18 protein-coding genes are annotated in these 18,982 nt (G+C 74.1%); 3 read left to right on the top strand and 15 right to left on the bottom strand.

Going from position 1 to position 18,982, the window contains the following annotated elements; all coding sequences use genetic code 11:
• Window positions 1-145 precede the first annotated feature (145 nt).
• Entirely contained in the window at window positions 146-1,453 is a 1,308-nt protein-coding gene (locus AB0435_RS29840; RefSeq protein ID WP_366428384.1) for a YhgE/Pip family protein, read from the bottom strand.
• Window positions 1,454-1,584: 131 nt separating this feature from the next.
• Here AB0435_RS29840 and AB0435_RS29845 point away from each other — a divergent pair, with 131 nt between their 5' ends.
• Window positions 1,585-2,256 carry a MerR family transcriptional regulator gene (locus tag AB0435_RS29845; RefSeq protein WP_366008131.1) on the top strand — a complete coding sequence of 224 codons (672 nt, stop codon included), beginning with the start codon at window positions 1,585-1,587 and terminating at the stop codon, window positions 2,254-2,256.
• A 97-nt stretch (window positions 2,257-2,353) separates the two neighbouring features.
• Here the strand turns inward: AB0435_RS29845 and AB0435_RS29850 are convergent, their stop codons facing one another.
• From AB0435_RS29850 to AB0435_RS29870, 5 genes are all read right to left on the bottom strand, one after another.
• Entirely contained in the window at window positions 2,354-2,569 is a 216-nt protein-coding gene (locus AB0435_RS29850) for a ferredoxin (RefSeq protein WP_366007439.1), read from the bottom strand.
• 3 nt (window positions 2,570-2,572) lie between these two features.
• The gene (locus tag AB0435_RS29855) at window positions 2,573-3,763 is read right to left on the bottom strand and encodes a cytochrome P450 (protein ID WP_366007438.1); all 1,191 of its coding nucleotides are present in this window, start codon (window positions 3,761-3,763) and stop codon (window positions 2,573-2,575) included.
• Window positions 3,764-4,038: 275 nt separating this feature from the next.
• Window positions 4,039-5,355: an FtsW/RodA/SpoVE family cell cycle protein gene (locus tag AB0435_RS29860; protein WP_366428392.1), complete on the bottom strand. Its 1,317-nt coding sequence runs from the start codon at window positions 5,353-5,355 to the stop codon at window positions 4,039-4,041.
• Window positions 5,356-5,517: 162 nt separating this feature from the next.
• Window positions 5,518-6,915: a HAMP domain-containing sensor histidine kinase gene (locus tag AB0435_RS29865; RefSeq protein WP_366428385.1), complete on the bottom strand. Its 1,398-nt coding sequence runs from the start codon at window positions 6,913-6,915 to the stop codon at window positions 5,518-5,520.
• Window positions 6,908-7,585, bottom strand: coding sequence for a response regulator transcription factor (locus AB0435_RS29870; protein WP_366007436.1), 678 nt, complete (start codon window positions 7,583-7,585; stop codon window positions 6,908-6,910). The genes AB0435_RS29865 and AB0435_RS29870 overlap by 8 nt, the downstream gene beginning before the upstream one ends.
• Window positions 7,586-7,747: 162 nt before the next feature.
• On the opposite strand from AB0435_RS29870, the gene AB0435_RS29875 reads away from it, so the two are divergent.
• Window positions 7,748-8,032 (top strand): hypothetical protein, encoded by a 285-nt coding sequence (locus AB0435_RS29875; RefSeq protein ID WP_366007435.1) that lies wholly within the window; start codon window positions 7,748-7,750, stop codon window positions 8,030-8,032.
• 77 nt (window positions 8,033-8,109) lie between these two features.
• Here the strand turns inward: AB0435_RS29875 and AB0435_RS29880 are convergent, their stop codons facing one another.
• The 7 genes from AB0435_RS29880 to AB0435_RS29910 form a co-directional block, all read right to left on the bottom strand.
• On the bottom strand, window positions 8,110-8,397 hold the full coding sequence (locus AB0435_RS29880; RefSeq protein ID WP_366007434.1) for a hypothetical protein: 288 nt from the start codon (window positions 8,395-8,397) through the stop codon (window positions 8,110-8,112).
• Window positions 8,397-10,175, bottom strand: coding sequence for a peroxidase family protein (locus AB0435_RS29885; RefSeq protein ID WP_366428386.1), 1,779 nt, complete (start codon window positions 10,173-10,175; stop codon window positions 8,397-8,399). Before AB0435_RS29885 ends, AB0435_RS29880 begins: the two co-directional genes overlap by 1 nt.
• A 57-nt stretch (window positions 10,176-10,232) precedes the next feature.
• Entirely contained in the window at window positions 10,233-11,765 is a 1,533-nt protein-coding gene (locus AB0435_RS29890; protein WP_366428387.1) for a hypothetical protein, read from the bottom strand.
• Entirely contained in the window at window positions 11,762-13,186 is a 1,425-nt protein-coding gene (locus AB0435_RS29895) for a cytochrome P450 (protein WP_366428388.1), read from the bottom strand. The genes AB0435_RS29890 and AB0435_RS29895 overlap by 4 nt, the downstream gene beginning before the upstream one ends.
• Window positions 13,183-14,586, bottom strand: a complete 1,404-nt coding sequence (locus AB0435_RS29900; protein WP_366007429.1) for an FAD-linked oxidase C-terminal domain-containing protein — start codon at window positions 14,584-14,586, stop codon at window positions 13,183-13,185. Before AB0435_RS29900 ends, AB0435_RS29895 begins: the two co-directional genes overlap by 4 nt.
• A gap of 57 nt (window positions 14,587-14,643) precedes the next feature.
• Complete coding sequence (mdlC, locus tag AB0435_RS29905) at window positions 14,644-16,254, bottom strand: benzoylformate decarboxylase (protein WP_366007428.1); 1,611 nt, start codon at window positions 16,252-16,254, stop codon at window positions 14,644-14,646.
• A 336-nt stretch (window positions 16,255-16,590) separates the two neighbouring features.
• Window positions 16,591-17,046, bottom strand: a complete 456-nt coding sequence (locus AB0435_RS29910; RefSeq protein WP_366007427.1) for an SPW repeat protein — start codon at window positions 17,044-17,046, stop codon at window positions 16,591-16,593.
• Between the two features lie 224 nt (window positions 17,047-17,270).
• Here AB0435_RS29910 and AB0435_RS29915 point away from each other — a divergent pair, with 224 nt between their 5' ends.
• Window positions 17,271-17,426: a hypothetical protein gene (locus AB0435_RS29915; RefSeq protein WP_366007426.1), complete on the top strand. Its 156-nt coding sequence runs from the start codon at window positions 17,271-17,273 to the stop codon at window positions 17,424-17,426.
• A gap of 70 nt (window positions 17,427-17,496) precedes the next feature.
• Here AB0435_RS29915 and AB0435_RS29920 read toward each other — a convergent pair whose 3' ends face one another.
• Together AB0435_RS29920 and AB0435_RS29925 are read right to left on the bottom strand one after the other, a co-directional pair.
• Entirely contained in the window at window positions 17,497-18,363 is an 867-nt protein-coding gene (locus AB0435_RS29920; RefSeq protein WP_366007425.1) for a biotin-dependent carboxyltransferase family protein, read from the bottom strand.
• Entirely contained in the window at window positions 18,360-18,980 is a 621-nt protein-coding gene (locus tag AB0435_RS29925) for an allophanate hydrolase subunit 1 (RefSeq protein WP_366007440.1), read from the bottom strand. Before AB0435_RS29925 ends, AB0435_RS29920 begins: the two co-directional genes overlap by 4 nt.
• Between the last annotated feature and the right edge of the window lie 2 nt (window positions 18,981-18,982).

Raw genomic sequence — 18,982 nt, forward strand, 5'->3', positions numbered from 1 at the left:
GTCGCCGGGGAGCGGGGAAGGCCTGGGTCGGCCGTGACGCATGGGAGGACGTCACGGACAACACCAGGCAGGCCAGTCATTCGCCTGAAACGGAACCCGGGAGGGAGTGGGCACGTCCGCTTTTGCTGGTGGCAACACCCGGCGATCAGGCCGTCGCGGGCTCCGGTTCCACCTCGATGGACTTCGCGGACGGCGGGACCCGGTGCAGGCCCTTGCGGTCGTAGAAGCGCGTGACGCCGAAGCCGAAGAGCACGGCGACCACCAGGGCGATGCCCAGGGAGACCCATGCGCGGGTCAGGCCGGCGGCGGCCTGGGCGTCGTAGTAGAGGATCGAGCGCAGGCCGCCGGTGATCTGGCGCAGCGGCTCGAACTCCGACAGCAGCCGGAAGAAGTCGGGCAGGGCCTGGAGCGGCACCGTCGATCCCGAGGACGGGACGGCCATCGCGACGAAGACGATCGTCGAGAGCAGCATGCCCGGGAGACCGAAGGCGCGCAGCAGGGCCAGGGCGCCGATGCCGACGACGGCGATGGTGGCCACGGAGTAGACCCACAGGAGGCCCAGGTGGGAGGCGTCCATACCGAGAATGCCGACCGTGGCGAGCTCGACCAGGGAGCCCATGAGCACGGAGAGGCCGGCCATCAGGACGGAGTCGACGGCCAGGGTGCGCACCCGGCTCGTGTGGCGCAGGGGGTTGCGCTGGCGGAAGGGGCCGAAGTCGGTGTGCACGTAGCCGAGGAAGGTGTCGACCTGGGAGATGAGCGCGTTGGCGCCCAGCATGCCGCAGACGACCAGGACCAGGGCGTAGTAGAAGGCGCTCAGGCCCATGGCGCTGTGGGTGCCGAGCGGGTGGCCGTCGGCGACCTGGACGTTCACGGGGTCGGCGAGCATCAGCTGGGCGGCCGGAGCGAGCTTGGCGCCCTGGGCGTTCGCCTGCTTGAGGAGCTCCTTGCCGAGCTGGGCGGAGGCGCCGTGGGCGGCCTTCTGCGTCGCCTGGCCGGCCATGGAGGAGCCGAAGCTGCCGGCCGACTGGTTGGTGAGCACCGTGATCGTCGGGCGGACGGCCTTCGTCTGCTGCGGGCTGACCAGCCCCGTCAGCGAGGCGGTGAAGTTCTCCGGCACGACGATCGCGCCGAAGAGCTTGCCCTGGCCGATCCGCTTGTCGGCCTCGGCCTTGTCGAGGACCTGCCAGTCGAAGCTGTTGTTGCCCTCTGCGGACTTCTTGACCCCGGAGACGACCTGGTCACCGGCGTTGAGGTGCTTGCCCTTGGCGACGACGGCACCCTTGTCCTCGTTCACCAGGGCGACGGGCAGGTCGCGCAGATGCCCCTTGGGGTTGACGTTGCCGCCCACATAGAGGAGAGAGAACAGGGCGGCGATGACCGCGAGGATGAGGCCCGAGCCGATCCACAGCCGCGGACTGCGGAGCGCGGAGGAGGGCATAGGGGAAGACATGAACGCTCCGGTTCGATCACACAGAGTTACTAGATACTGGAGGTATCCAGTGCTGGATAGTGACAGTATCGGATACGGGTGTCTGATCGCGACCGCGGGGTACCCGGCCACTTCACCGACGAGGAAGCCGCATGAAGATCTCGGAGCTCAGCCGCACCACCGGCGTGCCGGTCGCCAGCATCAAGTTCTTCCGTCGGGAAGGGCTGCTGCCGGCCGGCCGGGCGACGGCGGCCACGCTGGCCGAGTACGGGGACGAGCACGTCCAGCGCCTGCGGCTGATCAAGGCGCTGACCACCCTGGGCGGTCTGTCCATCGCCGCCACCCGCGAGGTCCTGGCGGCGGTCGACCGGGCCGACAGCCCCGACGGCACCCTCAAGGCGATCAGCTACGCCCTGCCGGTGCCCGTCGCCCAGGCCCCGGCAGCGGCCGCGGACGAAGGCGCGGACGAGGAGGCGGAGGCCGAGGCGGCCGCGGCGGCGGACGTCTCCGGCCTGATCGCGACGATGGACTGGCGGATCCCCGGCACCTCGCCGCACATCCACGGCCTGACCACGGCGCTCCGGGAGCTCCGGCGCCTCGACGCGGACTACCGCCCCGAGCGCCTCGTCGCCTACGCGGAGCTGGCCCGCTCCATCGCCCGGCTGGACCTGGAGCGCGCGGCCGCCTTCGAGGACTCACCGACCCTGGCCGAGCAGGCGGTCGTCGTCCTGGCCCTCTCCGGCCCCATGCTCGAACTGCTGCGCCGCCTGGCCCAGGAGGACCAGGTCCGCCGCCGGACGACGTTCGAGGACGCCGACGCGTAGCAGCCGGCGGCGGCCGCGCGGCCCCCGGCCGGAACCAAGCAGACCCGGACCCCGACCCGGCCCCAGGCCCCGGGCCCGCGCGGCCCCCCGGCCGGAACTAAGGGCGCGGCCCCACGGTCCGCGTGCCGTCCTTCACCGAGATCGCCAGCGCGGGACAGGACTCCGCCGCGTCCAGGACCGTCTCGTCGGGCGCGGTCTCACCGTGGCGCACCCGCGACCGCTCCTCTGACATCTCGAACAACTCCGGCGCCAGCGCCGCGCAGATGCCCGATCCCAAGCACAGCTTCCGGTCCACCGACACCTGCCAGACCATCGCTCACCACCTCACTGGCATCGTGCGCGGCCCGCGGACCAGCATCTCCGTCTTCCACTCGATGTCGCCCGCTGCCCGGATGCCCGGCACCCGCGACACCAGCGCCCGCAGCGCCTCCTGGAGCTCCAGCCGGGCCAGCGGGGCACCCAGGCAGTGGTGCACGCCGTGTCCGAAGCCCAGGTGCTGGTTGCCCGTGCGGCCGAGGTCGAGGGACTCCGGCGTCGTGAAGCGCAGCACGTCGCGGTTGGCCGCGCCGACCGCCACCAGCAGCGGCTCCCCCTCGCGTACGAGCGTGCCGCCCACCTCGACGTCCTCCGTGGCGTAGCGGGCGAACGACGCGCCCACACCGAGCGGCACGAAGCGCATCAGCTCCTCGACCGCGGTGGGGACGAGCTCCGGCTCGGCGCGCAGCCGGTCGAACTGCCCGGGGTGGTCCAGCAGCGTGCAGAGGAAGTTGGGGATCTGGGTCGCCGTCGTCTCGTGACCGGCGATGAGCAGCCCGTCGATCAGGTCGATCAGTTCGAGCTCGGTGAGCCGGTCGTCCACGTCCCGCGCCTCGATCAGCGCGGTCATCAGGTCGTCGGCGGGCCGCGCGCGGTGCGCCTCGACCAGCTCCGCCATGTACGCGCGGAACTCGTCTCTGGTCGCCGCCATCTCCTCCGTGGACAGCGCGCTGGTCGACAGCGCGGCGTCGCTCCAGACACGGAAGCGCCCCTGGTCGTCGGCCGGCACACCCAGCAGCCGGCAGATCACCCCGACGGGCAGGGGCAGCGCGAAGTCCTCGACCAGATCGGCGGGCGGCCCCGCCGCCACCATCCGGTCCAGCAGGCTCTCGGCCAGCTCGCGCACGGCCGGCCGCAGCCTCTCGACCCGGTGCACGGTGAACGCCTTCGACACCAGGGTCCGCAGCCGGGTGTGGTCCGGCGGGTCCATGCTGAGGATCCCGGACTCCCGCCGCCCAGGCGTCCGGCGGGGCTCGTCGTGGTGCGCGGCCGCGGCGCGGCTGAACCGGCGGTCGCCGAGCACGAGCCGGGCGTCGGCGTAGCGGGTCACGAGCCAGGCGGGCTCGCCGTGCTCCATCCGTACGCGCAGCAGCCCTTCACCGTTGCGCGCGTGCTCGTACAGCTCGGACAGGGCGAGACCGGAAGCGTCGTTGAACGGATAGGTGGCGGGCTCGACATGTGCGGTGGTCATGCGTACCCCTTCCCGTACGGGATGTGGCGCCATTGCCTACCTCACGGTAAGTGCCTTTGCGTGCAGAGGCCACGGTGCGTCGGGCCCTGCCGGGCGGGCCGGGGGCCGGGGCTGCTCTTGTGATCGGGTGCGGGTCGTGCCGTCCGCACCACCGCTGCGGGGCGGTGTCCTCAAGCTCCCCCAGCTACCTCCCCCAGACTCCGTCCGGGGGCGCCCCCAGAGGTGCCCCCAACGGGCTGCGATGTGGTTGGTGAGGGTGCGGGATTCAGCCCGTCTCAGCCGCGCGCCCGCGGCACCGGCGCGGCGTCCTGGCGCGCCCGGCCGCCCGCATCGCTGATTCTGATGAGCAGCGCCACCAGCAGCCAGTTCGCCACCAGGGACGAGCCGCCCTTGGCGAGGAAGGGAAGTGCCTTGCCTGTCAGGGGGATGAGGCCCATGACGCCCCCGGCCACCACGAAGACCTGGAGGGCCAGCGCTGCCGACAGCCCCACCGCCAGCAGCTTGCCGAACGGGTCGCGCGAGGCCAGCGCCGCGCTCAGCCCGCGCTGCACCAGCAGCCCGTACAGCACCAGCACCACCATCGTCCCGGCCAGCCCCAGCTCTTCCCCGACCGTGGTGAGGATGAAGTCGCTGCGGCCCGCGAAGCCGATCAGCTCCGGGTGGCCCTGCCCCAGGCCCGTGCCCGTGACCCCGCCGCTGCCGAAGCCGAACAGCGCGTCCGCGAGCTGACTGGAGATCAGCCCCTTGGGCCGCTGCTCCGGCGGCAGGAAGATGTCGAAGGGGTGCAGCCAGGCGACGATACGGCCCTTGACGTGCGGCTCGGACGAACCGACCACGCCGGCCCCCACCACCGCCATCGCCAGCCCGAACAGCACCCAACTGGTGCGCTCGGTCGCCGTGTAGAGCATCACCACGAACAGCCCGAAGAAGATCAGCGAAGTGCCCAGGTCCCGCTCGAAGACCAGCACCAGCAGGCTCAGCACCCACACGCACAGGATCGGCCCGAGCTGCCGGCCCGGCGGCAGCCGCACCCCCATCACCTTGCGCCCGGTGAGCGCCAGCGCGTCCCGGTGCGTGACCAGATAGCCGGCGAAGAACACCGCGATCATGGTCTTGACGAACTCGCCGGGCTGGAACGACAGCGGCCCCACGAAGATCCACCGCTTGGCGCCGTAGGTGTCGCCCGGGAAGAACGAGGGCGCCATCAGGAGCACCAGCGCGACGGCCATCAGCACATAGATGTAGCGCTGGAGCCACCGGTGGTCCTTCAGCAGCAGGATCACCCCGACACACACCGCCACGCCGATCACGGTCCACAGCAACTGGCCGGACGCGGTGGGCTCCGCGGTCTTGTAGCGGGCGCTGTAGGCGAAGTCCAGCCGGAAGAGCAGCACCAGCCCGATCCCCGACAGCAGGACCGACACCGGCAGGATCAGCGGATCGGCGAAGGGCGCCCACCGGCGCACGGCCAGGTGCGGCACCACCGCCAGGCACACCATGCTCGCCGCGAAGCCCGGGAAGCCGCGCGGGAAGGAGCCGTTGACCGACAGCCCGGCGTAGACGTAGCCGAAGCAGCTGATGAGCACGGCCATTCCGAGCAGCAGCGCCTCACGGTTGCGACGCCGGGACGCCAGCGGGCGCTCCGGCGTCGCCGGACGTTCGTCCTGGCCCTCGAGTTGCACGGATTCCACGGTCACACTGATCAATGTTGGACCGTGGGCGCTGAAGAAAACCTGAAGGTTCCGAGCGAACCTTCAGGAATCGGTCAAGCCTGCCAGCGGGAAGCGCGCCACCAGCCGCGCCCCGCCGCCCGGGCGCTCCCCGGCCGTCAGCGTCCCGCCGTGCGCGTGCGCGATCTCGCGGGCGATGGCCAGCCCGAGCCCGCTGCCGCCGCTCTCCCGGTCGCGTGCGGCGTCCAGCCGCACGAAGCGCTCGAAGACCCGCTCCCGCCGGTCCTCGGGGATGCCCGGCCCGTCGTCGGCGACCTCCAGCACGGCCACCGCACCGCCCGGCGCGAGAGCCGCGCGCACGGTGACCCGGCTCGCGGCGTGCCGCAGCGCGTTGTCGACGAGATTGGCCAGCAATCGCTCCAACTGCCCCTCGCGGCCGCGCATCGGCACGGGGGCGTCCGCCCGGACGGCCACCGGCACCCGGCCGGAAGGCCGCCGCGCGGCCTCCTCGGCGGCCAGCAGGGCCAGGTCCACCGGCTCCCCGGCCGAGGGCACCCGCGCGTCGAGCCGCGCCAGGAGCAGCAGGTCCGCGGCCACCCGCTGGAGCCGTACGGTCTCCGCCAGCGCGGCCCGCACGGACTCCTCCGTCGGACCGCCGGGGGCCGCAAGCGCCACCTCCAGCTGCGAGCGGACCGCAGCGACGGGATTGCGCAGCTCGTGCGAGGCGTCGGCGACGAACTGCCGCTGCCGGCCCACCGCCTGCTCCAGCCGGTCCAGCGTGGCGTTGACCGTGCGGGCCAGCAGCGCCACTTCGTCGCCGCCCGCGGGCTCCGGCACCCGCCGGTCCAGCCCGCGCGGGGTGACCGCCGCGAGCTCCGTACGGATCGTCGTCACCGGCCGCAGCGCCAGCCCGGTCACCGCCCACGCGATGAGCGCGGCCAGGGCGATCAGCGGCGGGGAGCCCGCGAGCAGGCCCAGGGCGATCGCGTGCGTGGCGCCGTCCACGTCGTTGAGGACCGTCAACGCGTAGACGTAGCGCTCCTGCCCGCCCGCCGGGGCCCGTACCACCACCACGTCACCGCGCTCCCCGCCCATCGCCCGCGAACCCGGCAGGATGCGCGAGGCCACGTCCTGCCCCGGCGGCGGGCGCAGCGCCCGGAACTCACGGGCGAGCGGCCCCGCGGACGGGCGGGTCGTGGCGACCACCTCGCCGCGCGCGTCCAGGACCAGGACGACGTCGACGCCCGCCCGGGGCGCCGCGAGCAGCGTGGGCAGCCGGCCCGCGTCCCCCTGGGCGGCCACCTCGCGGGCGGCGAGCTCGGTGCGGCCGTTGGTGTCGTCCAGCAGATTGGTGCGCAGCACGGCGTAGAGCCAGCTGCCGCCGACCCCCAGGACCAGCGCCATCGCCAGCGCGGCCGCCGCGGCGGCGCGGCCGCGGACGGTGCGGGGCAGCAGCCGGGACCGGTGAGCGGCGTCAGCCACCGTCGGGCGCGATCCGGTAGCCCGCGCCGTGCACGGTGATGATCGCCCGGCGGCCGAAGGGGGCGTCGATCTTCCTGCGGAGCGAGGAGACGTACACCTCGACGATGTTCGGGTCGGTGTCGGCGGGGGAGTCCCAGACCTCGTCGAGGACGTCCCGCTTGGCCACGACCTGCCCGGCGCTCGCCATCAGGCAGCGCAGCACGGACTGTTCCCGCGCGGTCAGCTCGATCTCCCGCTCCCCGCGCCGGCAGGCCCGCGCCGCCGTGTCCAGGACGAGGTCGCCCGCCTTCAGCAGGCGCGGCGCCTCCGCGCCCCCGCGGCGGCCGAGCGCGCGCAGCCGGGCCTTGAGCACCACGAAGGAGAACGGCTTGGACAGATAGTCGTCCGCCCCCGCGTCGAGCCCCTCCGCCTCGTCGTACTCCCCGTCCTTGGCGGTGAGCATCAGCACCGGCGTCCACTGGCCCAGCCTGCGCAGCCGGCCGCAGATCTCGTAGCCGTTCAGCCCCGGCAGCATCACGTCGAGCACGATCACGTCGTACGCCCCGGTGAGCGCCGCCTCCAGGCCGCGCGGCCCGTCGTGGACGGCGTCCACGACGTGACCCTCGGCGGCCAGCCCCCGGCGGAGCGAATCGGCGAGCCCCACCTCGTCCTCGACAATCAGTATGCGCACGCCCCAAGCGTCACATACCTCCCTGGCGCCCCTCGGAGGTGGTCCGGCCGCTCGCGGTGCGTGATGTCTCGCACACCCGGTGGAACGGCCGTAACCGCCCGCCGCCGCGCCGAGTTGTCGTCACGGAGACGATCCTCTACGGGACGGAGCAGTGGTACATCCATGAGCAAGCGCCAGAAGGGCCGCCGGCATCGCAAGGTCAACCGCACCCCACGGCCTCGCGCCACGACGGCGCCGCCGCGCCCGGTGGTGGTCCCCGAGCTCGGCAGGCACATGGCCCGTACGTGGGAGGGGCTGCGGACGTACGGCGCCGCGGGGGCGTCCCTGGAGGAGCTGGCCGAGGCGGTGGGCTATCAGGCGCGCACGGTACTCAAACACGTGACCGGCTTCGCCGGCCAGGGGCTCGCGGAGCTGCGGGACGAGCGGTGGTACGCGCGGACCGGGTGACACGGCCGGGACGCGTGTCCCGATGACGCAGGGCGGGCCGGATCCTCCGGCCCGCCCTGCGTTCGTGCCCCTCGGCGTCACTCGATCTGCGTCGCCCCGCCGTTCTCACGGCGCCTGCGCTCCAGCGCGGACAGCACTCTCTCGTGATCCGCCAGCGCGTCCGCCGCCCGCTCCAGGGACCGCGCCGCGGCCTCCGCGCGCTCCGCGTGACCGAGGATCCGCTTGCGCAGCGCCGCGCCCTCCGGATCGGGGAGGCTCACGGTCATCGCGCCCGCGCGCAGCCGGCGCGCCTGGTCCAGCAGGTGGGTGGCCTCCGCGCGGACGGGCCGCGACCAGGGCGCGGCGCCCGTCTCGTTCCGCTCCATCAGTTGATCCCTCCGGGTCGCAGCATCCGCCAAGGCGAGAACGCGTTCCGCACCCCGTGCAAGGGGCGTGCCAGCTCCGGGTGGTGGCGCAGCAGGACGTCGGTCATCCCGGTGCGGTCGATCCACTCCAGGCCCTCCGGGGTGTAGATCTCCGGCCGGTAGTCCGTGGTGAAGAAGCGGTCGCTCTTCAGCCGCCGGGACGCCATCAGCACGAAGACCCGGAACGCGGTGTCGCTGAACGCGAAGCCGCGCGGCCGGGGCTCGGCGTACATCCCGACCATGGTGTCGACGCGGTCCAGCCGCCCGTCGTAGACCTCGCGCAGCTCCGCCGCCAGCCCCACGTTCCCGCCGGTCAGCTCCTCGAAGTCGGTCACCGGCGGCCGGTGCAGGGCCGCGCGGAAGGCGGTGTAGCGGGGGACGCCGCGCTCGCGGTCGCGCAGGATGTCCACCGTGCCCAGGTCGACCCGCTCCCCGGAGACCCGGGAGAGATCGCGCAGACAGTCCGGGTGGTTGTGCAGGGTGATGTCGCCGGGGTTCATGATGCCGAAGGAGTACAGCAGGTCCGACCAGCCCCAGCGGTCCACCGCCTCCCGGGTCGCGAGCGCCTGGAGCGGCTCGAAGTCCGTGCGCTCGATCAGCGCGCCCGTGCGGTGCGAGTGGATGGCGTACTCGTCCCGGATCAGCGGATGCAGCCGGTAGGAGGTCACGAACTCCTCGGTCATCGAGAACGGGGCCGTGTGGTGGTCCGTGGGCGAACCCAGGATCCCGAAGGCCGTCTCCCCCCTGCCGAACCGCCCGACGCGGCCGCGCACCCGGGCGGGCAGCACGCCGTACCAGTTGATGTGCATCGCCGCCCGGGTCACCGGCCGGTCGATCACCGCGGGGGTCCACTCCACCGTATGGATCTTCGCCATGACCGCCGCGTTGACCAGCCGGGCCGTCTGGAAGAGGCGCTCGTCGTCCCAGGTGGGGTGCGCGGCCGCGATCCGGTCGCAGATCGCGTTGTGCTCCTTGGCGAAGAGCGTGTGCAGCAGGGACAGCCCGACCCAGTAGTTGTCGTTGAAACCGGTCAGGTCGATGCCGGACAGGCCCGGCCGCACCTCGTCGGGCAGCCGCCCGCCCGCCACGGCCAGCTTGCCGCGCTCACCGGTCCGCAGGGACCGGCACCGCTCCTCGCTCGAACCGTAGATCTGCGAGCCGTCCCACCAGTGGCTGACGGTGTTCTCGTAGGTCGGCGGGCGCGTCGGGTCGGTGTGCGGCACCGGGTCGGGGCGGGAGCGGCGTACGAGCATCGGGCAGGCCGGCCAGTCGTCGTCCGCCGCGAGCGGGACGTCCAGCGGTGCGTCCACGCGGTTGTCGCCGTGGCTGAACCAGCCGTGGTTCTGGAACTGGATCCACGCCGCCGCCAGCATGTTGAGGCCGGGCGCGGGCCGGAAGCCCGCCCGGCGGGCCAGCAGCCGCCTGCTCACCTCGCGCGGACCGGGGCTGAACAGCCCCTTCTCCTCGTCCTCCGGGAAGGTCTGCGGCAGCGCGCAGTTGCGGTCGAAGCGGGTGCCCGCCCGGCCCATGTCGACGTCGGCCGGGTCATAGCCCGAACCGTCGTAACTGCGGTACGGCAGCAGCTCCGGGCTCGGCGTGCGGGGCCGCTCGCCGCCCGCGCCGTAGGTGTCGTGCAGATTGTGCGCGCGCAGCAACTCCCGCTGTCTCTTGATCTCCAGGAGCGCGAGCGGGAACGGCAGGGAGTGCCACTCGCGGCGGGGGCGCGGGACGGGCGTCATCGAAAGAGCTCTCCATCAGGGTGATCGGGGCCGGGGGATCCGTGCGGGCGGCGGGGGTCAGCGGTCGTGGAGCCGGAGGACGACGGTCTCCTCCACCCGGCCGCGGTACGGCGCGAGCAGCTCGTCGACCTGGTCCCGCGCCTCCGGGACCACCTTGTCCAGCCCCTGCGCGTACACGTCGACGTTGTGGCACTGCGGGAAGTCGTGCGTGGGGTCCGCCCAGGTGATCTCCAGCCAGCCGGCGGGCAGCGGGAAGACCGACACCGGGCTGCGGCCCTCCAGACTGGGCACCACGTCGTGCTCGTTGACGATGCTGACGACCTGGGTCCGCGGGTCGCGCGGGCGCTTGAAGTCGATCGGCGAACCGACGGCGACGACGTGCGTCAGCCGCCATCGGTCGGTGACCTGGGGGAGTTCGGCCAGGCTCATGGCCGTGACCCCGCCCTGGCTGTGCCCGATCAGCGCGACCTCCGCGCCGTCCGGCACGGTCAGCGCGAGGGCCTTGCGCACGGCCCGCGTGTACGGCGAGTCGTTGCGGCCCACCCCTGTGACGGCCCCCACCAGGTCCTGCGGGGTGGGGTTGCGCGGCAGGCCGAAGGCCATGCCGGGCAGCAGCGCCACATAGCGGGTGATGCCGTCGGGACCGGTGACGCGCTGGACGAGGACCCGGCCGTCGTTGCCGAGGGCGGCGAGGTTCCGCAGCCGGCCGCTGATGCCGCTGTCGTGGTCCAGCCCCGCCAGGAACTCCGGGTCCGGCGGCTCGGCCACGGCCCGACCCGCACCCCGGTCCCAGCGGGCCCAGGCCCCGATGCCGATGCCGAGCAGCGGATCGCCGTCCGCCCGGGTGCCCGTGACGATGCACCAGGCCGCCTTGTCGTTGAAGGGGTTCTCGTCCACCAGCGCGTTCCACGCCATCACCTCGGCGAAGGCGGGCGCGAGCGCGGCCAGGGCGCGCTGGGCGCCCTGCGCCCGGACGTTCTGCCGGAGGATGCGCAGGGCCAGCAGCTGCCGGTCGGCGTCGATGGCGATCAGCAGCCGCCGCACCGGGCCCTCCTCGACGAACTCCGGGTGCCGCACCGCGCACAGCCGGATCCGCAGCTTGAGCGCGGCCACCGCCACGTCCAGCGCCAGGCTCCGCCTGCTGGTGAGCACCCCGCCCAGCCAGGCGGCCCGGCCCACCCGCCCGCCGTCGGGCGCGTACCCGAGCCCGGCCGGGTCGACGAGCGTACGGGCCAGGGCGCCCACCGCGCGGGCACCGCTGCGCGGCGACCGGCCCACCGACCTGAGCAGCGCGGGGTCGGTGGCCACGGCGGTCACGGCCCGCCCGGCCTCCCGCACGATCCCGGCGGCCTCACTGAGCGTCCGGGCGAGGACGGCGAGCTCCGCGGTGTCGAGGGCGGGGGGCTCCTCAGGCGCTTCCGGCGTGAGGGACCGCGACGCCGGCTCCTCCGGCACGGGCCGCTCCGGCACCTCGGGAGCGGCCGCCGGGGTCACGGGATCCGGGGTCACGGGCTCCGCTACGGCCTCCGGCTCCTCGGCCGGGACCGTGCTTTCGGTGTTCTCAGCGGTCTCAGCGTTCTCTGCCGTCATGCGCCCTCCCCCTCCCCGGCCGGGCGTGCCGTCGTGCGGACGCCGATGCGCAGGTGCGTCGTGTCGAAGGTGAGCGGCAGGGGACGGGACGGGCTCAGGCGGACGCCGGAGACGGCGAGTTCGCCGCCGCGCAGCATTTCCGCGACGAAGCCGGTGGCCAGCTGGAGCCCCAGCTCCATGCCGCTGCACTGCGCCTCGCCCCGGCTGAACGGGCTGATCGCCCAGTCGTTCTCCGCCGTGCCGTCGAGCCACTTCTCCGGCGCGAACCGGTGGGCGTAGTCGATCCGTTCGCCGTCGCGCGCGTGGAAGCCCGCGGGCACCAGGACGTTGACACCTCCCGGCGCCACCGCACCCCGCCAGCGCGTCTCCGCCGTCGTCCGCCGCATCAGGCTGGGCACGGGCGCCCACAGACGTGCCGCGTCCTGGACGCAGGCGCGGACGTACGGCATGTCGCAGAAGCCGGCCACTGTGCGGGGGCCGTGCTTGCGGTCGGCGGCCTCGACCTCCGTCAGGGCCCGCTCGTGGTGCCGGGGGTGCGTGGCGAGCAGGGCCAGCGCCTGCACGGTGGCCGACTGCACCACCGTCAGCGCCATGAACCAGTGCGAGACCTGGGCCTCGGGAGCCGTCTCCGGCCCCCGGGGCGCGCCGCCGAACAGCCCGGTCAGGCTGCGCGGGTCGGCCTCCGCCAGATAGCGGGCCTGGCGCTGCATCATGCGCCGCCTGGTGCGGCGGGCGCGGGCCGCGCGCCAGCGCCGGGCACCCATCCAGTTGGCCTCGGCGAGCAACTCGCCCAGCAGCAGGGAGAACTCCTCGTCGTCCGCGGCGGCCTCGCCCAGGAAGCAGCGCCGCCCCACACGGTCGAACCGCTCCCGGAACGCGGCGGTGTCGAGCCCGGCGAGCGCGCGCGGGCCGAGCAGGGCCGCGGCCTCCTCGCCGACGACCCGCAGGAAGTGGTCCGCGAGCCGGTGCACGGGACAACCCGCGTCCAGGACAGAGTCGTTGAACGCCCTGCGGACCGTCCGCTGCCCGCCGTGCGAGGCGACCAGCGCGTCGGGCTGCACCCCCGCGAAGCCGGTCACCTTCTCCCAGGTGTCCACCGCGTACACCTCCACCGGCCCGGCCAGCACCTGCCGCGCGTCCTCCGCGTCCAGGACGAGCAGGGTCGGCCCGGAGGTGCCGCGCACCATGACCGGACCGCGGCCGTGCCGGCGGCGCATCCGCCGCATGGTGTCCACGGCGTGCCGGCCGGCGTCCAGCCGGGCGACCAGCGCCGCGACGCGGGGCCGGCCCCGGAAGACGCCCTTGAGGTAGTTGGGCAGGAGGTAGACGACGGCGAGCCGCAGGTTCTCGCCCGCGGACGCGGTGGGCAGCGCGGTGTCGCGCTCCGTGCCGACGTCCGTGGTGCTGTAGAGGTGGATCATGCGAGGACCTTCCCCGGGTTGAGCAGCCCCTCGGGGTCGAGCAGCCGTTTGACGTCCTGCTGCAACCGCAGGTTGCGGGGCGGCAGTTCACGGGCGAGCCAGTCGCGCTTGAGGGTGCCGACGCCGTGCTCGCCGGTGATGGTGCCGCCCAGCTCCAGCCCGGCGGCCATGATCGCGTCGTACGCCTCCCGCGCCCGCCGGACGGCGTCCGGGTCGGAGCGGTCGAAGACGACGGTGGGGTGGAGATTGCCGTCGCCGGCGTGGCCGACGGTGGAGATGTAGAGGCCGTACTCGTCGGCGATGTGCTCGATCCGGTCGATGAGCCCGGCCAGCCGGGCGCGCGGCACGGCCACGTCCTCGATGAACGCCGTGACATCACCGGGCAGTCGCGCCGCCCGGGCGCTGACCGCGGGCAGCACCATCCGGCGGGCGTCGAGGACCTCGCGGGACTGCTCGCCGTCGGCGGCGGCCGTGACGGACAGCGCCTTGGCCTCCTGGCACAGCACGGCCATCGCCCGCACGGCATCGGCGGCGTCGGGCGCGTCGCTCGCCACGATCAGCGTGGCCGCCGCGCCGCCCTTGAGCAGCGGGTGGCCCAGCGCCGCGACCGCCTCGGTGGTCGTACGGTCCATGAGCTCCAGGGCGGACGGTACGTGCCCCGCGCGGATGATCGCCGCCACGGCCTCGCCCGCGTCCGTGGCCGAGGGGAACCGCGCGAGCAGCGCCAGCGCGGGCGGCGGGGGCGGCCGCAGGGCCAGCGTGGCCTCGACGATGACGCCCAGGGTGCCCTCGGAGCCGACGAACAGCCGCGTCAGGTCGTAACCGGCGACGCCCTTGACCGTGCGCCGGCCGACACGCAGCACCTCGCCGTCGGCCAGGACGACGGTCAGCCCGAGGACGTAGTCGGCGGTGACCCCGTACTTCACGCAGCACAGCCCGCCCGCGCCGGTGGCGATGTTGCCGCCGATGGTGCAGCGCTCCCAGGAGGCCGGGTCCGGCGGATAGCACAGGCCGTGCCCGGCGACCGCCGCCGCGAGGTCCGCGGTGACGACACCGGGCTCGCAGCGCACCAGCCGGTTCGCCGTGTCGACCTCCAGGACGCGGTTCATCCCGACCATGGACAGCAACAGGCAGCCGTCGACGGCGTTCGCGGCACCGGCCAGCCCCGTGCGCGCGCCCTGCGGGACGACCGGGACGCCGTACGCGCGTGCCGTGCGCACCACGTGCTGGACCTCCTCGACGGTCTCGGGGCGCACCAGGACCGCGGGTCTGCCCGCCTCGCTGAAGGGCGCCGCGTCCCGGCTGTGCGGGGCGAGTTCGTCGTCCCCGGTCAGCACGGCGCCCTCGGGCAGCGCTTCGGCCAGCGCCGCGAGCAGCGGCTTCTCGACGGATACGGTCATGGGCAACTCCAGGGCACGTTCAGGCACAGGTGGGGCGGGCGGAGCGGAGGGGACGGGTCACAGGGTCGGCGGCACGGTGGTGACCGGCGCCTCGATCAGGACGGGACCGGTGCCGGCGGCCGTGGCCGCGGCGACCAGCTCGGCGAGGTGCGCGGCGTCCGTCGCGCGGTGCGCGGTCACGCCGTAACCGCGGGCGAGGGCGCACAGATCGAGCCCCGGGAGGTCCAGACCGGGCACGCCGGGGGTGTTCTCGAAGCGCCCGAACCACTTGAGGATCGCGTACTCGCGGTTCGCGGGGACCACGAAGGTGACCGGCGCCCGGCAGGCGGCCGCGGTCCACAGCGCGGTGATGGCGTACTGCGCGGAGCCGTCGCCGATCACCGCCACCACCGGCCGCTCCGGCCGCCCGAGCTGCGCGCCGACGGCCGCGGCGAGGCCGAAGCCCAGCCCGCCGCCGGTGGTGGTGAGGAAGGAGCCGGGCCTGCCCACGCGGATCAGCTCGCGGAACGCCTGGAGGTTGGAAGGGGATTCGTTGACCCACAGGGTGTCCGGCGGGGCGGCGCTCGCGACGGCGGCGAGGGCGGTGACCGCGGACATGGGCTCGGAGGGCGCCTGCGCCGGGGGCTCCTGCCGGGGCGCGGGGTCGTGCTCGGGGAGGGGGGCCTTCCGTACGAGCTCCGTGAGCCGTTCCAGCGTGGGCCGCAGGCCCGCGACGAGCGCGTCGCCCACCGGGGCGCGGGCGGCCTCGCCGGGATCGCTGGTGAGCAGCACCAGTTCGGCGCCCTCGGGCAGCACCGGCCCGGCCACGTAGGGGTAGTAGCGGAAGACGGGCGCCCCCGCCACCAGGACCAGGTCGTGCCCTTCCAGGGTCTTGGCCAGCGGTGCGAGCGCCGGGGGCAGCACGCCGCGGTAGTGCGGGTGGTCCTCCGGGAAGCCCACCCGCCCCTCGACGGGGGAGGCCCACACCGGCAGGCCCCGCCGCTCGGCGAGCGCCACGGCCGCGTCCCAGGCGCCCTCGGCGTCTACGGAACCGCCGGTCACCAGCACCGGGTTGACCGCCGCGTCGAGCCGCCGGGCGAGCGCCTCGACCGCGGGTCCGTCGGCCGCGGTGGCGTCGGTGACGTGGCGGCGCGCTGCCTGGCGTGCGGCGGCGGTCTCCGCCGCGTCGAGCTCGACGTCGAAATCGTCCATCGGCAGCGACAGGAACACCGGGCCCCGGGGAGCGGTTTCGGCCATGTGGAAGGCGCGGGCGAGGGCCGCGGGCACGTCCTGGGCGCGGGGCGGCTCGTACGCCCACTTCACGGCGGGCCTGGGCAGCAGCGTCGCGTCCACGTTCGTCAGCAGCGCCTCCATGGTCACCATGGCCCGCACCTGCTGTCCGGCCGTCACCACCATCGGGGTGTGGTTGGCCGCGGCGTTGATGATCGCGCCCATGGCGTTGCCGACGCCCGGGGCGGTGTGCAGATTGACGAGCGCGGTGGTCCCGGTGGCTTGCGCGAACCCGTCGGCCATGCCGACGACCACGGCCTCCTGGAGGCCGAGGACGTAGCGGAAGTCGTCGGGGAAGTCCTGGAGGAAGGGGAGTTCGGTGGAGCCGGGGTTGCCGAAGACGGTGGTCACTCCACGGGCCCGCAACTGCTCGAACACGGCGGCTCGTACGGTCGTCATGGCGCGCACCTCTTGGGATGGGAGTGACCAGGGAGAGGGGAACATTGCCCGTTCCCGTCCGGCGGAGTCATCAATTCCGAAGATCGGCCGGGTTTTCATTCCCAGGGGTGAACGCCCGTTTCACGGTGACCGGTCGGCTGGTGTAGAGGAGGGCCACGGCGTGAAGGGGGGCGTGTGATGCGCGCGCGAAGGCCCCGCCACCCGGGGTGCGGGCGGCGGGACCGGCCTGGAATCGGCCTGGAATCGGCCTGGTCCTGCCTGGACACCGGGAGCGGAGGCGGAGCGGGCGGGCTGCGGCACCGGGGGTGCGCTCACCCGGCGCTTCCGCCCCGCTGCTCAGCGTCGCCGCAGTCCCGGCCGCGCCGTTGCCGTGCGCGACATCCCGAGGCCGGCCAGGGCCAGCGCGGCGAGACAGGCCACCGCTCCCACGATGACGTTGCTGACGACGGCGCGCGTGGCGAACGCGTGCCCGGCGACGACCCACGGCGAGACGATCGTCCAGGCGGCGATGCAGAGCCCGGCCCAACTCATGGAGTGGGTACGCTCGTAGGCGTGTCCGAAGCCTCCGGCGAGGCAGGCGAAGGCGACGCCGGTGATGAGGTTGTTGACGGCGAGGGTCGTCGCGCCGCTGAAGCCGGCGATCCAGGGGGAGGCGGCGAGATAGACGCCGCACAGCAGGGCGAGGGCCTCCACGCCCTGCGCGACGGGGGTGCTGGTCGTCTCCTCGGAGTGGGCGCGGAGCGCCAGGATGTCCGGGTGGTGTTCGATCCGGGGTGAGGTCGGGGCGGTCACGTCAGCCACCTTCTTCTTTCAGTGTCAGTTCGGACCTGCCTGCATTTTATCGCCGATGTCCCCTTTTGCCACCTGAATGGAGGTAGTTCATATCTGGCTATATCCGATGTGGTGGCTTCTGTTTCGACAGGTCACGCTGGGGAACCCGGGCATCGCATTCCGGACGCGTGAGCCGGTGGCGCCCTCGGGTGGACCAGGGGAACAGCGTGCGAAAGGAAGCCGTCGTGGAACAGCTGAAGACGCAGGGCGACCACATGCCGGGCCGGTCGGAGGGCCTGGAGGAGACCGTGGGGGCCCGCCGCGCCGCGCCACGGGAGACACCCGAGACCACCGCCGAAGAGGTCGACCCGGAGTCGCACATCATCCGCGGCATCGACTGACGCGGCCACTGCTGACGGCAGCCACAGCGGCCACGGCGGCCGGAGGGCCGGCCCGGCCCTCCGGCCGCGCTCAGGCGCGTACGGGCACGAAGCGCACGGGTGTGCCGGGCGCGGCCTGCGCCGCCGCGGCCAGCGCCGGCTCGGGGACGACGCCGACGACGGGATAGCCGCCGGTCGTCGGGTGGTCGGCGAGGAAGACCACCGGACGCCCGTCCGGGGGGACCTGGACGGCCCCGAGAACCATCCCCTCGCTGGGGAGTTCACCGTCCCGGGCGCGGGCCAGGGCGGGCCCTTCCGTCCGCAGGCCGATGCGGTTGCTCGCCGGGGAGACGCGGTAACCGCCGCCGGAGAGCGTGCGCCGCGCGGCGGCGGTGAACCAGTCGTCGCGCGGGCCGAGCACCAGCGGGAGGACCAGACCGCCGGCCGGCGGGCCGGCCCAGGGCATCGCGTCCGCGCCCTCGGAGGACCCCTGGGGCGTGCCGAGGGGCAGCGTCGCCCCGTCCGCAAGGGGCTCGGGCCCGAGGCCCGACAGCAGGTCCCGGGAGCGGCTGCCGAGCACGGGCGGCACGGCCACACCGCCGCCGAAGGCCACGTACGCGCGCACCCCGCCGACGGCGGGACCGACGTCCAGGACGGCGCCCGCGGGCACCCGCACGGCCGCGCCCCACGCCACCGGGCGGCCGTCCACCCGCACCGCGCAGGGCGTGCCCGTCACCGCCACGGTCACCGCCCGGTCCGCTCGCACCGCGCAGCCGTCGACGGTGGTCTCCAGCGTGGCGCACTCCGCGGCATTGCCGACGAGGCGGTTGGCGAGCCGGTGCGCGGGCCGGTCGAGGGCGCCGGAGAGCCCCACGCCGAGGTGCGCGCGGCCGGGCCTGCCGAGGTCCTGGACGGTCGTCAGGGCACCGGGGCGGACGACGGCGAGGGCGCCGCTCACGCGACCACCTCGAAGCGCACGCGCGTGCCGGGCGAGAGCAGCGCCGCCGGTTCGCGCGCGACGTCCCACAGCACCGCGTCCGTGCGGCCGATGAGCTGCCAGCCGCCGGGGGAGGAGCGCGGATAGAGGCCGGTGTACGAGCCGGCCAGGCCGACGGACCCGGCGGGGACGGCGGTGCGCGGGGTGGCCCGGCGCGGCACGCTCAGCGGCTCCGGAAGCCCGGTCAGATAGCCGAAGCCGGGCGCGAACCCGTAGAACGCCACCCGGAATTCGAGGCCGGAGTGGATCTCCGCGACCTCCTCCTCCGCGACGCCCCACAGCGCCGCGACCTCGGCGAGGTCCTCGCCGTCGTAGCGGACCGGCAGGACCACCGGGGTGCCCTCGGCGGCCGCGAGCGGCGGCACGTTCCAGCGCGCGAGGTCCGCGGCGAGGGCGCGCGGCTCCGCCAGGCCGTCCAGCAGGACGGTGCGTGCCGCGGGGACGATCTCGCGTACGGGCGGGAGGGTGCCCGCGGCGCGGCGGCGCAGCAGTTCGGCGTGGAGCGCCTGGGCGTCGTCGCCGGTGGCGACCTCCACGAGCAGCGCGTGCCGCCCGACGGGCAGGGCGCGCAGCTCCATGG

Origin of the sequence: Streptomyces sp. NPDC051173 (genome assembly GCF_040689515.1) — a bacterium.
GTDB lineage: Bacteria > Actinomycetota > Actinomycetes > Streptomycetales > Streptomycetaceae > Streptomyces.

What these genes read in the sequence shown, in the direction of transcription:
- AB0435_RS29840 (WP_366428384.1), bottom strand. Translation starts at nt 1,453, where the DNA reads ATGTCTTCCCCTATGCCCTCCTCCGCGCTCCGCAGTCCGCGGCTGTGG.
- AB0435_RS29845 (WP_366008131.1), top strand. Translation starts at nt 1,585, where the DNA reads ATGAAGATCTCGGAGCTCAGCCGCACCACCGGCGTGCCGGTCGCCAGC.
- AB0435_RS29850 (WP_366007439.1), bottom strand. Translation starts at nt 2,569, where the DNA reads ATGGTCTGGCAGGTGTCGGTGGACCGGAAGCTGTGCTTGGGATCGGGC.
- AB0435_RS29855 (WP_366007438.1), bottom strand. Translation starts at nt 3,763, where the DNA reads ATGACCACCGCACATGTCGAGCCCGCCACCTATCCGTTCAACGACGCT.
- AB0435_RS29860 (WP_366428392.1), bottom strand. Translation starts at nt 5,355, where the DNA reads ATGGCCGTGCTCATCAGCTGCTTCGGCTACGTCTACGCCGGGCTGTCG.
- AB0435_RS29875 (WP_366007435.1), top strand. Translation starts at nt 7,748, where the DNA reads ATGAGCAAGCGCCAGAAGGGCCGCCGGCATCGCAAGGTCAACCGCACC.
- AB0435_RS29880 (WP_366007434.1), bottom strand. Translation starts at nt 8,397, where the DNA reads ATGGAGCGGAACGAGACGGGCGCCGCGCCCTGGTCGCGGCCCGTCCGC.
- AB0435_RS29885 (WP_366428386.1), bottom strand. Translation starts at nt 10,175, where the DNA reads ATGACGCCCGTCCCGCGCCCCCGCCGCGAGTGGCACTCCCTGCCGTTC.
- AB0435_RS29890 (WP_366428387.1), bottom strand. Translation starts at nt 11,765, where the DNA reads ATGACGGCAGAGAACGCTGAGACCGCTGAGAACACCGAAAGCACGGTC.
- AB0435_RS29895 (WP_366428388.1), bottom strand. Translation starts at nt 13,186, where the DNA reads ATGATCCACCTCTACAGCACCACGGACGTCGGCACGGAGCGCGACACC.
- AB0435_RS29900 (WP_366007429.1), bottom strand. Translation starts at nt 14,586, where the DNA reads ATGACCGTATCCGTCGAGAAGCCGCTGCTCGCGGCGCTGGCCGAAGCG.
- mdlC (WP_366007428.1), bottom strand. Translation starts at nt 16,254, where the DNA reads ATGACGACCGTACGAGCCGCCGTGTTCGAGCAGTTGCGGGCCCGTGGA.
- AB0435_RS29925 (WP_366007440.1), bottom strand. Translation starts at nt 18,980, where the DNA reads ATGGAGCTGCGCGCCCTGCCCGTCGGGCGGCACGCGCTGCTCGTGGAG.